Annotated in this window: 13 protein-coding genes and 2 pseudogenes; 8 read left to right on the top strand and 7 right to left on the bottom strand. The window is 70.2% G+C overall.

Annotation, left to right across the window (positions count from 1 at the left end):
• Positions 1-17 precede the first annotated feature (17 nt).
• The 7 genes from GT347_RS03445 to GT347_RS03415 form a co-directional block, all read right to left on the bottom strand.
• Entirely contained in the window at positions 18-941 is a 924-nt protein-coding gene (locus GT347_RS03445; RefSeq protein WP_160550637.1) for an ABC transporter permease, read from the bottom strand.
• A gap of 9 nt (positions 942-950) precedes the next feature.
• Positions 951-2,015: an ABC transporter permease gene (locus GT347_RS03440; protein ID WP_160550636.1), complete on the bottom strand. Its 1,065-nt coding sequence runs from the start codon at positions 2,013-2,015 to the stop codon at positions 951-953.
• Positions 2,012-3,565 (bottom strand): ABC transporter ATP-binding protein, encoded by a 1,554-nt coding sequence (locus GT347_RS03435; protein ID WP_160550635.1) that lies wholly within the window; start codon positions 3,563-3,565, stop codon positions 2,012-2,014. Before GT347_RS03435 ends, GT347_RS03440 begins: the two co-directional genes overlap by 4 nt.
• 5 nt (positions 3,566-3,570) lie before the next feature.
• Complete coding sequence (locus GT347_RS03430) at positions 3,571-4,458, bottom strand: 5'-methylthioadenosine/S-adenosylhomocysteine nucleosidase (RefSeq protein ID WP_160555200.1); 888 nt, start codon at positions 4,456-4,458, stop codon at positions 3,571-3,573.
• 68 nt (positions 4,459-4,526) lie between these two features.
• Positions 4,527-5,531: a BMP family protein gene (locus tag GT347_RS03425; protein ID WP_160550634.1), complete on the bottom strand. Its 1,005-nt coding sequence runs from the start codon at positions 5,529-5,531 to the stop codon at positions 4,527-4,529.
• Positions 5,532-5,605: 74 nt separating this feature from the next.
• A complete protein-coding gene (gene upp / locus GT347_RS03420; RefSeq protein WP_160550633.1) occupies positions 5,606-6,235 on the bottom strand; it encodes a uracil phosphoribosyltransferase in 630 nt (209 codons plus the stop codon).
• 32 nt (positions 6,236-6,267) lie between these two features.
• Positions 6,268-7,800, bottom strand: a complete 1,533-nt coding sequence (locus GT347_RS03415) for a helicase HerA-like domain-containing protein (RefSeq protein ID WP_160550632.1) — start codon at positions 7,798-7,800, stop codon at positions 6,268-6,270.
• Positions 7,801-7,941: 141 nt separating this feature from the next.
• Here GT347_RS03415 and GT347_RS03410 point away from each other — a divergent pair, with 141 nt between their 5' ends.
• The 8 genes and pseudogenes from GT347_RS03410 to GT347_RS03380 all read left to right on the top strand — a co-directional run bounded on the left by GT347_RS03410 (position 7,942) and on the right by GT347_RS03380 (position 13,801).
• Positions 7,942-8,667: a YebC/PmpR family DNA-binding transcriptional regulator gene (locus GT347_RS03410; protein WP_160550631.1), complete on the top strand. Its 726-nt coding sequence runs from the start codon at positions 7,942-7,944 to the stop codon at positions 8,665-8,667.
• Positions 8,668-8,675: 8 nt separating this feature from the next.
• Positions 8,676-9,955, top strand: a pseudogene (gene purD / locus GT347_RS03405) (phosphoribosylamine--glycine ligase).
• On the top strand, positions 9,952-10,881 hold the full coding sequence (hemF, locus tag GT347_RS03400; RefSeq protein ID WP_160550630.1) for an oxygen-dependent coproporphyrinogen oxidase: 930 nt from the start codon (positions 9,952-9,954) through the stop codon (positions 10,879-10,881). The pseudogene purD and the gene hemF overlap by 4 nt, the downstream one beginning before the upstream one ends.
• A 17-nt stretch (positions 10,882-10,898) precedes the next feature.
• A pseudogene (nadD, locus tag GT347_RS03395) lies at positions 10,899-11,369 on the top strand (nicotinate (nicotinamide) nucleotide adenylyltransferase); the annotation flags it as partial.
• A 121-nt stretch (positions 11,370-11,490) separates the two neighbouring features.
• Positions 11,491-12,315 (top strand): ribosome silencing factor, encoded by an 825-nt coding sequence (rsfS, locus tag GT347_RS03390; RefSeq protein ID WP_160550629.1) that lies wholly within the window; start codon positions 11,491-11,493, stop codon positions 12,313-12,315.
• The gene (gene rlmH, locus GT347_RS03385; protein WP_160550628.1) at positions 12,312-12,779 is read left to right on the top strand and encodes a 23S rRNA (pseudouridine(1915)-N(3))-methyltransferase RlmH; all 468 of its coding nucleotides are present in this window, start codon (positions 12,312-12,314) and stop codon (positions 12,777-12,779) included. The genes rsfS and rlmH overlap by 4 nt, the downstream gene beginning before the upstream one ends.
• An 88-nt stretch (positions 12,780-12,867) precedes the next feature.
• Positions 12,868-13,296, top strand: a complete 429-nt coding sequence (locus tag GT347_RS27275; RefSeq protein ID WP_195812454.1) for a hypothetical protein — start codon at positions 12,868-12,870, stop codon at positions 13,294-13,296.
• On the top strand, positions 13,190-13,801 hold the full coding sequence (locus GT347_RS03380) for a Maf family protein (protein ID WP_160550627.1): 612 nt from the start codon (positions 13,190-13,192) through the stop codon (positions 13,799-13,801). Before GT347_RS27275 ends, GT347_RS03380 begins: the two co-directional genes overlap by 107 nt.
• The last annotated feature ends 45 nt before the right edge of the window (positions 13,802-13,846 follow it).

Below are 13,846 nucleotides of genomic sequence, written 5' to 3'. Positions count from 1 at the left end.
TCTGGTAGGGAAAGGGTTCAGCGCTCGCCCTTGCGGTAGGGCTTCATCAGCGCCTGCGGATAGGCCGCCTTGCGCGCCACCAGCACCAGCGCCAGGATGGAGAGCGCATAGGGCAGCATCAGGTAGAGCTGATAGGGCAGGGCCGCATCGCCCGCCTGCTGCAGCCGCAGCTGCAGCGCATCGAAGAAGGCGAACAGCAGCGCGCCCAGAAGCGCCTTGCCCGGCCGCCAGGAGGCGAACACCACCAGCGCCACGCAGATCCAGCCGCGCCCGTTGACCATATTGAAATAGAAGGCGTTGAAGGCCGACAGCGTGAGAAAGGCGCCGGCCATGCCCATCAGCGCCGATCCGGCCACGATGGCGCCGGTGCGCAGCCGTAGCACCGGCACGCCCTGGCTCTCGGCCGCCTGCGGGTTCTCGCCCACCATGCGCAGCGCCAGGCCGAGTGGCGTGCGCATCAGCAGCCAGCCCATGAGAGGTACCAGCACCAGGGCCAGCAGCGTGGGTGCCGTCTGCTCGTCCAGCACCGGAATGCCCAGCCAGGCCATCGGCGCAAAAGGCTGGATGGTCGGCGGCGTGCTCACCTGCCCGAAGGCCAGCCGGTAGCTGAAATAACTCAGCGCCGTCGCCAGCAGGGTGATGCCCAGGCCGCAGACATGCTGCGAAAGCGCCAGCCCCACCGTCAGTGCCGCATGCAGCAGCCCGAACAGCGCGCCGACGACGGCCGCGCAGGCCATGCCGCCCCAGAGCGATGCACCGTGGTACACGGCCAGCCAGCCGCCGAGCGCGCCGGCCACCATGATCCCCTCGATGCCCAGGTGCAGCACCCCGGCCCGCTCGCACAGCAGCACACCCAGCGTGCCCAGGATCAGCGGCGTGGCGATGCGCAGCACGGCGGCCCAGAAGGCCGGGTTGGCCAGGATGTCGGCGATCTCGTTCATGCGTGTCGTTCAGCCTTTTAGCCGGATCCGGTACTGCGCCAACAGCGAGGCCACCAGCACCGCCAGCAGCGAGGTGGCGACGATCACGTCGGCGATGGAACTCGGCACGCCGATGGCGCGGCTCATGCTGTCCGCGCCCACCAGCACGCCAGCGGTGAACACGGCCGCGGCCACCACGCCCAGCGGATGCAGGGCGGCCAGCATGGCGATCACGATGCCGGTGTAGCCATAGCCCGGCGACATGTCGAGGGTGAGATAGCCGGTGCGCCCGGCCACCTCCACCGCGCCGCCCAGGCCGGCGAGCGCACCCGAGAGCATGGCGACCAGCACGACAGTGCGGGTCACCGGCACCCCGGCGAAGGCCGCGGCCCGGCTGTTGGCGCCGACCGCGCGGATGTCGAAACCCAGCCGCGCACGCTTGAGCACCAGCCACAGCCCGGCCGCCAGCGCGCAGCCGCCGATCAGCCCGGTGTGCAGCCGCGTCTGCGGCCAGAGCTGCGACAGCGAGAGCCCGTCCTGCAGCGCCACGCTCTGCGGCCAGCCCATGGCGGTGGGGTCCTTCATCGGCCCGTCCAGCAGCGCCGAGACGCCCAGCAGCACGATGAAGTTGAGCAGCAGCGTGGTCACGACTTCGTCCACGCCCAGCCGGCTCTTCATCAGCGCCGGGCCCAGCAGCAGCAGGGCGCCGGCCAGCGCGGCGGCGGCCAGCATGGCGGGAAACAGCAGCCAGATCGGCCAGTCGAGCCCGCTGCCGTCGTGCATGCCGCCGACCGCCACGGCGGCCAGCGCGCCGGCATAGAGCTGGCCCTCGGCGCCGATGTTGAACAGCCGGGCCCGGAAGGCCACGGCGGCGGCCAGGCCGGTGAAGATCAGCGGCACGGCGCGGGTCAGCGTCTCGCTCCAGGCGAAGACCGAGCCGAAGCCGCCCTGCAGCAAGAGCGCGTAGGTGCGGCCCACCGGCGCACCGGCGGCGGCCACCAGCACGGCGCTGACCAGCAGCGTGAAGACCACCGCGCCCAGCGATGCGGCGGCGATCGCCAGCGGCGAGCTGCGGGTGCGGCGTTCCAGCCTCATGCGGTCTCCGAATCGGATGCGTCGCTGGCGCCGGCCATGGCCAGGCCCAGGCTCTCGCGGGTCCACTGCGCCGCCGGCAGGGCGGCGGTGAGCCGGCCCTCGTGCATCACGGCGATGCGGTCGCCCAGGGCCATCACCTCGTCGAGATCGTCCGAGATCACCAGCACCGCCGCGCCGCCGTTGCGTGCGGCGATCAGCTCGGTGCGGATGGCGGCGACGGCGCCGATGTCCAGCCCCCAGGTCGGCTGGTGCGCCACCAGCAGGCGCAGCGGCACCGTGGCGTCCGGCGGCGGCAGCAGGGCGCGGCCCAGGATGAGTTTCTGCAGATTGCCGCCCGACAGCGACCGGGCCGGCGCATCCAGGCCGCCGCCGCGCACGTCGAAGCCTTCGACGATGGCCGCCGCGTGCTGGCGCGCCGCGCGCCGCCGTACCCAGCCGAAGAGGTTGAAGGCCGGGCTGCCCAGGCGTTCGGACACCGCGTTTTCCCACACCGGCAGGTCGCCCACCGCGCCGACCGCATGCCGGTCTTCCGGGATGCGCGCCACGCCCGCCCGCACCAGCGTGGCCGGGTCGGCGCGCAGCACCCGGCCCGACAGCGTCGCGGTGCCCGCCACCCGTCGCCGCGTGCCGCAGAGCAGATCGGCCAGCGCGCCCTGGCCGTTGCCCGAGACACCGGCCACCGCCACGATCTCGCTCGCGCCCAGCGCCAGCGACACACCGCGCAGCCGGTCGCGCGGGCTGCCTTCGGTGCGGACCGATTTCAGCTCGCATACCGTCGCGCCGCGCTTGATGCTGACGGCGCGCTGCGGCATGGCCACCGCGCGGCCCACCATCCAGTCGGCCAGCTGCGCCGCGCTGGTGCCGGCGCTCGGCGCCTCGGCCACGACACGGCCGGCGCGCAGCACCACCAGGCGCTGGGCCACCCGCAGCACCTCGGCCAGCTTGTGGCTGATGAAGATCACCGACAGGCCCTCGGCCACCAGCAGCGCCAGCGTGGCGAATAGCGATTCGCTTTCCTGCGGCGTGAGCACGGCCGTGGGCTCGTCCAGGATCAGGATGCGCGCACCGCGGTAGAGCGCCTTCAGGATCTCCACCCGCTGGCGCTCGCCGACCGAGAGCGTTCCCACCCGCGCATCCGCATCCACCGGCAGGCCGAAGCGCCGGGCCACGTCCTGCAGCCTGGCGCGTGCGGCCTGGCGGGCGCTGGAAAGACGCCAAAGTGGCTCGGTGCCCAGGATGACGTTGTCGAGCACGTTCAGGTTGTCGGCCAGCGCGAAATGCTGGTGCACCATGCCGATGCCCGCGGCCAGCGCCGCGCGCGGCTGGCCCGGCGGCAGCGGCTGGCCGAAGACCTCGATCTCGCCCGCGTCGGCCGTGTAGTGGCCGAACAGGATGGACATCAGCGTGGACTTGCCCGCGCCGTTCTCGCCCAGCAGGGCCAGCACCTCGCCGGCCTGCAGCGTCAGCGAGATGTCGTCGTTGGCGACCAGCGCGCCGAACTGCTTGCGGATGCCGCGCAGGGCCAGGACCGGGGCGCTGTCTTGCGGCATGGCGCTCAGGGTGTCCAGTGCCGCAGGAAGGCGGTCACCACCCGCGCCGAGTTTTCGGCGGCGATGGCGATGAAGACCGTCATCTCGTTCTCGCCTTCCCCGCCGCCGGCCAGGTCGCTGAGCGAGCGGAAGGCGATGAAGGGCACGCCGTTGCTGGCCGCGACCTGGGCGGTGGCGGCGGTCTCCATGTCGATCACATTGGCGGCGAAGGTGCGGAAGGTGTAGTCACGCAGCGCCGCGTTGTCCATGAAGGAGGCGCCGGAGACGCCGTTGCCGCCCACCTCCAGCCGGGGCGCATGGCGCAGGCAGCGTTGTTGCGCATCGCAGGAAGTCAGTGCCGCGCCACCCGACGCCTGCAGCGACTGCGCGGCGGCCAGCATGCCGGCATCCACTGGAAACCAGAATTGCAGCTGCCGCCGCGGCTGCGCCGCACTGCGCACCTCGACCGGCCGGGGATAGAACATGCCGAAAGCCGGAAAGGGTAGTGGGCCCATCCGGGCCGGCGGGCTGAAGACACCCGGCGCCGTCTCGCGCGCGGCCAGCACCTCCAGGTACTGGCCCCATTGCGCCGGCACACTCACATCGCCGATGTGCAGAGCGGGATTCACCCCGCCCGCGATGCCGCTGAAGACGATGTGCGTCACCTGGAACAGGTCCAGCGCCCGCTGCGTGTTCATGGCGGCGTTCACCATGCTGATGCCCGACAGGAACAGCAGCACCGGCTTGCCGGCCAGCGTGCCGGTGAGGAACTCCACGCCCTGCACGCTGTGGCGCTGCGCATCCTGCAGCTGCTGGCGCAGCAGCACCAGCTCGGGCTCGAAGGCCGACACCACGGCGATGCGCGGCGTGCCGTCGATGCGTCCCGGCTGCAGCGGCGCTGCAGGAGCAGGCATGCCCGCGCAGGCCGCCAGCGCCAGCACGGCCGGCGCCAGCAGGGCTCGCAGTACGCGGCGCAGCAGGCTCACTTGGGCGAGGACTTGGGCGTGTTGTTGTCCACCTTCACCGCGAACTTGCCCGACAGGATCTCGGCCTCGCGGGCCTTCACCTTGGCGACGAGTTCCGCGGGGATCTTCTTCTCGAAGGTGCCCAGCGGCGCCAGCGAGGAGCCCTTGTTCTTCATCAGCGAATAGGGCGCGTAGTCCTCGGCCTCCAGCTTGCCGGCCTTGACCTGGGCGATGGCGTGGTCGATGGAGGGCTCCATGGCCCAGAGCGCGGTCGCCATGATGGTGTCCGGGTACTGCGGCTGGTTGTCGATCACGTTGCCGATGGCCAGCTTGCCGCGCTCCTTGGCCGCGTCGGAGACACCGAAGCGCTCGGCATACAGCACGTCGGCGCCCTGGTCGATCATGGCCAGCGTGGCCTCCTTGGCCTTGGGCGGATCGAACCAGCTGTTGATGAAGGTCACCGAGAAGGTGGTCTTGGGATCGATCTCGCGCGCGCCCGCCATGAAGGCGTTCATCAGCCGGTTCACCTCCGGGATGGGGAAGCCGCCCACCATGCCGATCTTGTGGGTCTTGGACATGCCCGCGGCGATCATGCCGGTGAGGTAGGCCGGCTCCTGGATGTAGTTGTCGAACACCGAGAAGTTGGGCTGCTGCGGCTTGCCCGAGGAGCCCATCAGGAAGGCGGTCTTGGGAAAGTCCTTGGCCACCTTGCGCGAGGCCGTCTCCACCGCGAAGGCCTCGCCCACGATGAGCTGGGCGCCGCCGTTGGCGTATTCACGCAGCACGCGTTCGTAGTCGGCGTTGGTGACGTTTTCGGTCGACTTGTATTCGATCTCGCCGCGCGCCTCGGCCGCCTTCAGCGCCTTGTGCAGCCGGCTGACCCAGGCCTGTTCATAGGGCACGGTATAGGCGGCTGCCACCTTGATCTTGGCCTGCGCGAATGCGAGCCCCGGGGCGCCCAGCGCCAGCGCGGCGGCGGAGAGGGCAAGTGAGCGGACGATGGCCTGGCGACGGACTTTCAAGTGCTTCTCCTCGGTGATGGGAATGGACCACCCGTCCTAGCAAGAATGCTGCCCGCTCACTTCGCGGGCGCCGCTTATTTCGTGCCGAAGATGCGGTCGCCCGCGTCGCCCAGGCCGGGGCGGATGTAGCCATGCTCATCCAGGCCGCGGTCGATGGCGGCCGTGTAGATGTCCACGTCGGGATGCGCCTGCTGCATCGCCGCCACGCCTTCCGGGCAGGTCAGCAGGCAGCAGAACTTGATCGACTTGGGGTTGAGTTCCTTCAGCCGCTGCACCGCCGCGATGGCCGAGTTGCCGGTGGCCAGCATCGGATCGACCACGATCACCTCGCGCTCCTGCATCTCGCTGGGCATCTTGAAGTAGTACTCGACGGCGGTCAGCGTCTGCGGGTCGCGGTACAGGCCGATGTGGCCGACGCGGGCGCCCGGCACCACCGACAGCATGCCGTCGAGGATGCCGTTGCCGGCGCGCAGGATGGAGACGAAGACCAGCTTCTTGCCGTCGATCACCATGCCGGTGCTGGCTTCGAGCGGGGTCTCGATCTCGATGGGCTGCAGCGCCATGTCGCGCGTCAGCTCGTAGGCCATCATTGAGGAGATCTCGCCCAGCAGGCGGCGGAAGCTGTTGGTGGACGCATCCTTGCGGCGCATCAGGGTGAGCTTGTGCTGCAGGAGCGGGTGGTCGAGGAGGTGGACTTGGGACATGGCTTGGGTGGCTTGGATGAGTGAATCGAGGGTCAGCGCTTCTTGGCGCCGAACAGGCTGCCCAGCACGCCGCGCACGATCTCGCGGCCCACGCTGGTGCCTATGGTGCGGATGGCGGCGCGGGCCGCCACCTGGGCCAGGCCGTCGTGCTGGCCGCCGCGCGGGCCGGTGTGGCCGAAGACGAGGTCGTTGAGGCTGTCCATCATGCCGCCACCGGCAGGGGCGGTAGGCGTGGCCGGCGTGCCGGGCGCCGGGGTGCCGGCCGGGGCGGGAGCGGTCGCCGCGGGTGCACGGCCGCGCAGCACTTCGTAGGCGGATTCGCGGTCGATGGGCGTCTCGTAGGCGCCGGCCACCGGGGAATCCTTCATGGTCTCGGCGCGCTCGGCCGGGGTGATCGGCCCGATGCGGCTGGCCGGCGGCATCACGAAGGCGCGTTCAGTGGGCGAGGGCCGGCCCTTCTCGTCGAGCAGGCTGAGCAGCGCCTCGCCGGTGGCCAGTTCGCCGATGGCGGCCTGCACGTCCAGGCCGGGGTTCGGGCGCATCGTTTCGGCCACGGCACGCACGGCCTTCTGATCGCGCGGGGTGAAGGCGCGCAGGGCATGCTGGATGCGGTTGCCGAGCTGGGCGAGCACGCTGTCAGGCAAGTCCAGCGGATTCTGGGTGGCGAAGTAGATGCCCACGCCCTTGGAGCGCACCAGCCGCACCACCAGTTCGATGCGCGAGACCAGGGCGGGCGGCGCTTCGTCGAAGAGCAGGTGGGCCTCGTCGAAGAAGAAGACCAGCTTGGGTTTCTCGGGGTCGCCGATCTCGGGCAGGTGTTCGAACAGCTCCGACAGCAGCCACAGCAGGAAGGTGGCATAGAGGCGCGGCGACTGCAGCAGCTTGTCGGCCGCCAGCAGGTTGATGTTGCCGTGGCCGGTGGTGGGGTCGGTCTGCAGCAGGTCGTCGATGGCCAGCATCGGCTCGCCGAAGAACTGGTTGCCGCCCTGCGATTCGATCTGCAGCAGCCCGCGCTGGATCGCGCCGATGCTGGCCGGGCTGACATTGCCGTAGGCGGTGCGGAACTCGGCCGCGTTCTCGCCGATGTGCTGCAGCAGCGCGCGCAGGTCCTTCATGTCGAGCAGCAGCAGGCCGCGGTCGTCGGCCACCTTGAAGACGATGTCGAGCACGCCCGACTGCGTGTCGTTCAGGCCCAGCATGCGGCCCAGCAGCAGCGGGCCCATGTCGGAGATGGTGGCGCGCACCGGATGGCCCTGCGTGCCGAACACGTCCCAGAAGACGGTGGGGCAGGCGGCGGGCGCGGGCGCCTCGATGCCGCGTTCGGCCAGCGTGGCGGCCAGCTTGGGAGATATGGCGCCCGGCCGCGAGATGCCGACGATGTCGCCCTTCACATCCGCCATGAACACCGGCACGCCGATGCGCGAGAAGCCCTGGGCGAGGGTCTGCAGGGTGACGGTCTTGCCGGTGCCGGTGGCGCCGGTGATCAGGCCGTGGCGGTTGGCCAGGGCCGGCAGCAGCGCCAGCGTGGTGTGGGCGTTGCGGGCAACGGGCAGGTCTGCGGTCATGCGGATTCGCCCGTCGCGGGCTCTATAGGAAAAAGCGTCCGGCGAGTGTAGCGCCCGGCCCACTCGCGGCCGGGTAAAATCGCCGGTTGCCTCCGGGCACCGAAGAATCAGAAACACGCCAACGAGCGAATCGAGCGACTTATGGCTGGACACAGCAAATGGGCCAATATTCAGCACCGCAAGGGCCGGCAGGACGAAAAGCGCGGCAAGGTGTGGACCCGCGTCATCCGTGAAATCATGGTCGCGGCGCGCACCGGCGGCGGCGACCTCAATGCCAACCCGCGCCTGCGCCTGGCGGTGGACAAGGCCAAGGCGGCCAACATGCCCGCCGACACCATCAAGCGCAACATCGACAAGGCCACCGGCAACCTCGAAGGCGTGAGCTACGAGGAAATCCGCTACGAGGGCTATGGCATCGGCGGCGCGGCCATCATCGTCGACACCATGACCGACAACCGCGTGCGCACCGTGGCCGAGGTGCGCCACGCCTTCAGCAAGTACGGCGGCAACATGGGCACCGAAGGCTCGGTCGCCTTCCAGTTCAAGCATGTGGGCCAGCTGCTGTTCGCGCCCGGCACCGAAGAGGACAAGCTGATGGAAGCGGCCCTGGAGGCCGGCGCCGACGACGTGCTCAGCCACGAGGACGGCTCCATCGAGGTGCTGACGCCTCCACACGATTTCGAATCCGTGCGCGATGCGCTCGCCCAGGCCGGCTTCAACGCCGAGATCGCCGAGGTGACCATGCGCGCGGAGAACACCGTCGATGTCGCGGGCGAAGACGCCGCGAAGATGCAGAAACTGCTCGACGTGCTGGAAGACCTGGACGACGTCCAGGAGGTATTCCACAACGCGGCTTTGTCCGAGTGAAGGGCGGTATGAAGGTTCTGGTCATCGGCAATGGCGGACGCGAGCACGCGCTGGCCTGGAAACTGGCGCAATCGCCCAAGGTGCAGAAGGTCTACGTGGCCGCCGGCAACGGCGGTACCGCGCGCGACGCCACGTTCGAGAACGTGGCCATCACCGAGGTGGTGGCCCTGCGCGAATGGGCGCAGGCCGAGAAGATCGGGCTGACCGTGGTCGGCCCCGAGGCGCCGCTGGCCGCCGGCGTGGTGGACGAGTTCCGCGCGCACGGCCTGAAGGTGTTCGGCCCCACGAAGGCCGCCGCCCAGCTGGAAAGCTCCAAGGCGTTCTCCAAGGCGTTCATGCAGCGCCACGGCATCCCGACGGCGGTCTACGAAACGTTCACCGACGCGGCCGCCGCCCACGCCTATGTGGACAGGCAGGGCGCCCCCATCGTCATCAAGGCTGACGGCCTGGCCGCCGGCAAGGGCGTGGTCGTGGCCATGGACCTGGCCGAGGCGCACGAAGCCATCGACTTCATGCTGCTGGACAACAAGTTCGGCGTGACCCACAACGCAGGTGGCGCGCGTGTCGTCATCGAGGAATTCCTGCAGGGCGAGGAAGCCAGCTTCATCGTGCTGTGCGACGGCAAGAACGTGGTGGCGCTGGCGACCAGCCAGGACCACAAGCGCCTGCTCGACGGCGATGCCGGCCCAACACCGGCGGCATGGGCGCGTATTCGCCCGCGCCGGTGGTCACCGCCGACGTGCATGCCCGCGCCATGCGCGAGATCATCCTGCCGACCATCCGCGGCATGGAGAAGGACGGCATCTCCTACACCGGCTTCCTGTACGCCGGCCTGATGATCGATGCCTCCGGCAAGCCCAAGACGCTGGAATTCAACTGCCGCATGGGCGACCCGGAAACCCAGCCGATCATGATGCGCCTGAAGAGCGACCTCTCCGAGGTGCTGCTGGCCGGCGCCGAAGGCCGGCTCGACCAGGTCGAACTGGTCTGGGACCGTCGGGTGGCGCTGGGCGTGGTGATGGCCGCGCACGGCTATCCGCTCGATCCGCGCAAGGGCGATGCGATCCAGGGCTTGCCGGCCGATGCCGAGGACGCCATGGTGTTCCACGCCGGCACGGTCCTGAAGGACGGCGTGGTGCTGACCAGCGGCGGCCGCGTGCTCTGCGTGACCGCCCTGGCCGACAGCGTCAAGCAGGCCCAGCAGCGGGTGTACGACGTGGCGCGCGGCATCCATTTCGACGGCGCGCAGTACCGCCGCGACATCGGCTACCGGGCCATCAAGGGATGACCGACACGGCCGGCGACATGCGCGCCTATCTCCTGGGATTGCAGCAGCGCATCGTCTCGGCCCTGGAAGCCATCGAAACCGCCGCCGGCGGCAGCGTGGCCTTCGTCACCGATCCGTGGACCAAGGCGGCGGGCGAGCCGCTGCAGGGCGATGGCGTCACCCGCATCGTCGAGGGCGGCGCCGTCTTCGAGCGCGCCGGCTGCGGTTTCTCGCATGTACGGGGCGAACGCCTGCCGCCTTCGGCCACCGAACACCGGCCGCAACTGGCCGGCGCGCCTTTCGAGGCGATGGGTGTCTCGCTGGTCTTCCATCCGCGCAACCCCTATGTGCCGACGGTGCACATGAACGTGCGCATGATCTCGGCCGGGCATCCGGGCCAGGAACCGACCCGCTGGTTCGGCGGCGGCATGGACCTCACGCCAGTCTACGGTTTCGAGGACGACGCGGTGCATTTCCACACCGTCTGCCGTCATGCGCTCGACCCCTTCGGCGAGGACAAGTACCCGCGCTTCAAGGAATGGTGCGACCGCTACTTCTTCCTCAAGCACCGCCAGGAAGCCCGCGGCATCGGCGGCATCTTCTTCGACGACTTCGCCGAACTCGGCCCCGAACGCGACCGCGCCATGCTCGAAGCCGTGGGCGATGCCTTCCTGGCCGCCTACCTGCCCATCGTGGCGCGCCGCCAGCACCTGCCCTGGGGCGAGCGCGAAACCGACTTCCAGCGCTACCGGCGCGGCCGCTATGTGGAATTCAACCTGGTGTGGGACCGCGGCACGCATTTCGGCCTGCAGTCGGGCGGCCGCACCGAATCCATCCTGCTGTCCATGCCGCCGCTGGCGGCCTGGCGCTACCAGTTCCGGCCGGAGCCGGGCTCGTCCGAGGCAGCGCTCGCCGAGCGTTTCCTGGCGCCCCGGGACTGGATCTGAATAACCTGAAGCACACGATGCGCATCGGCATCTTCGGCGGCGCCTTCGATCCGCCGCACCTGGCACATGTCGCCCTGGCCGAGGCCGCGGTGGCGCAGCTGCGCCTGGACCGGCTGCTGCTGGTGCCCACCGGCCACGCCTGGCACAAGGCGCGGCCGCTGTCGCCCGCGGCCGACCGGCTGGCCATGGCCGAGGCCGCTTTTGCCCATATCCCCGGCGCGGTCATCGACACCCGCGAACTGAATCGCGACGGGCCCAGCTACACCGCAGATACCCTGGACGAACTGCGTGCCGAGACCCCGCACGCGGAATTCTTCCTCGTCATCGGCGGCGACCAGGCCGCGTCCCTGCCCGGCTGGCACCTCTGGCACGCGCTGCTGCAGGCCGCCACCATCGCCATCGCCCGCCGTCCCGGCGCGGACGTGGCGGCGGGCGGACCGGACTGGCAGCACGAGCCCGGCGCCCGCTGGTGCTGGATCGACATGCCCACGGTGGACACCAGTGCCACCGACATCCGCGAGCGTGCAGCCCGCGGGCAAGACCTGCGCCCCTGGTTCCGCCAGGCGTGGCGCGCTATATTGACCAACACCACCTCTACCGAACAGCCTGATGAGTACCACTCCCAAGACGGAATCCGCCGCCAAAAAAGACGTCCAGAAACTCCAGCGCGCCATCGTCGATGGCCTGGAAGACGTCAAGGCGCAGGACATCCGGGTGTTCAACACCGAGCACCTGTCGCCGCTTTTCGAGCGTGTGATCGTGGCCTCCGGCACCTCCAACCGGCAGACCAAGGCGCTGGCCACCAGCGTGCGCGACGCGGTGCGTGAGGCCGGCTTCGACAAGCCGCGCACCGAGGGCGAGGAGAACGGCGAGTGGATCATCGTGGACTGCGGCGCCGCCGTGGCGCACATCATGCAGCCCGCCATCCGCCAGTACTACCACCTGGAGGAGATCTGGGGCGATACGCCGGTGAAGGTGCTGACGGCTGCCGGCAAGGCTGCCGCCAAGAAGGCCGCGACCGCCGCCGGCAGCAAGACCGCCGAAGCCGCAGCCAAGCCGGCGCCCGCGGCCAAGACCGCCAAGGCCGGCAAGGAGCCGATCCCCGATCTGAAGAAGCGCCGCAGCCGCTCCGCCGCGCTGGCCGACGACATCGTCTACCCGCCGCCGCGTCCGAACCAGGCCGAGAGCCGCAAGCCCGCAGCCGAGAAGCCGCCCACCCTGGCGGCTGCCAAGAAGGCCGCCGCGAAGAAGGTCGTGGCCAAGAAGGCGGCACCTGCTCCGGTGGCCAAGCCGCGCGGCAAGGTGCTGGTGGTGGGCGAGGTGCCCAAGCGCGCAGCGGCCAAGACGGCCACCAAGACGGCGGGCAGCCGCCCGCGGCCAAGTCGCCCGCCCGCAAGGCGCCGGCCCGCAAGACCCCGCGCGCCTAAGCCTTGAAGCTGTCCATCGTCGCCGTCGGCCAGCGCATGCCGGCCTGGGCGCAGACGGCTTACGACGACTACGCCAAGCGTTTTCCACCCGAGCTGCGGGTGGACATCAAGACCGTCAAGACCGAGCCGCGCGGCTCCAAGACGCTGGAGACGCTCTACCAGGCCGAGCGCGGCCGCATTGAGGCGGCCATCGCGCGCGGCACCCGCATCGTGGTGCTGGACGAACGCGGCACCTCGCTGACCACCGCCGCCCTGGCCGCCCGGCTCACCGCCTGGCAGCGCGAGGGCGACGACGTGGCGCTGGTGATCGGCGGGCCGGACGGGCTGGATCCGGCCTTCCGCGCCGCCGCCCACGAGCGCATCCGCCTGTCCGACCTGACCCTGCCGCATGCGATGGCCCGGGTGCTGCTGATCGAACAGCTCTACCGCGCCTGGTCGCTCAACGCCGGCCATCCCTATCACCGGGAGTGAATCGCCACGCCGGGCGGCGCTTCGCCTGGCGTGACGGGCCTTCGTTTGGCACGGCGGCGGGCAGGGCGCCATCGGGAGGATCGACCGGATGTCGATCCCCAGCTCACAGCCTCCCACTGCCCGCGGCAGCGGACTCTCCGCCCTGCGGGCACGATTCGCCGATTTCTGCGCCATGGCGGCCTTCATGTCACTCGAATCCCGCGAGGAGTCGGCCGCCAAGGTACTGGCCGGCCTGCGGTGCTGGTCCGAACGCATGGCGGCGGCGCAGGAAGCGGCCGACCGCGCACCGGAAACCGACCGGGTGCTGGCCCAGCGCTGGGGCGAGCGGCTGCAGTCCATCGTGCGCGATGCGCGGGCCGCCCTGGCGCGGCCGGCGGACGGCGGCGAGCGGCCCGTTAGCATCGCAGGCCATGAAGCCACCGCCATTCCTCTATCTCGCTTCCCAAAGCCCTCGCCGAAGCCAGTTGCTCGAGCAGCTCGGCGTGGAACATCGCGTCCTCACGGCCTCCGGCGATGAGGAAGATGCAGAAGCGCTGGAAGCAGTGCTGCCCGGCGAGGCGCCACGTCGCTACGTGCAGCGCGTCACGGCGCTCAAGCTCGACGCGGCAGTGGCGCGGCTGGCGCGACGCGGCCTGCAGGATGCTCCGCTGCTCTGCGCCGACACCACGGTGGCGATGGGCGGCCGCATCTACGGCAAGCCGCAGGACGCCCAGGATGCGCAGCGCATGCTGAGCGAGCTGGCCGGCGGCACGCACCGGGTGCTGACTGCGGTGGCGGTGCAGTCCGGAGCGCAGCGCTGGCAGGCGCTCTGCGAATCCCGCGTGTCCTTCGCGCCGCTCGATGCCGACCGGCTGCTCGCCTATGTCGCCAGCGGCGAACCGATGGGCAAGGCGGGCGCCTACGGCATCCAGGGCCGGGCAGCGGCCTTCATCCAGCAGATTTCCGGCAGCTACACCGGCATCATGGGGCTGCCGCTGTTCGAGACGGCCGGGCTGCTGCGGCAGGCCGGATTCGCCGTCTGAGGCGCTGACGCTCTGGCATGATGGGCCGCTCCCACGGCCAGAGCC

It is taken from the genome of Xylophilus rhododendri (assembly GCF_009906855.1).
GTDB classification, from domain to species: Bacteria; Pseudomonadota; Gammaproteobacteria; order Burkholderiales; family Burkholderiaceae_C; genus Xylophilus; species Xylophilus rhododendri.
The sequence above is the reverse complement of the archived record's forward strand: the minus strand, read 5'-3'. Positions and strand labels throughout refer to the sequence as shown.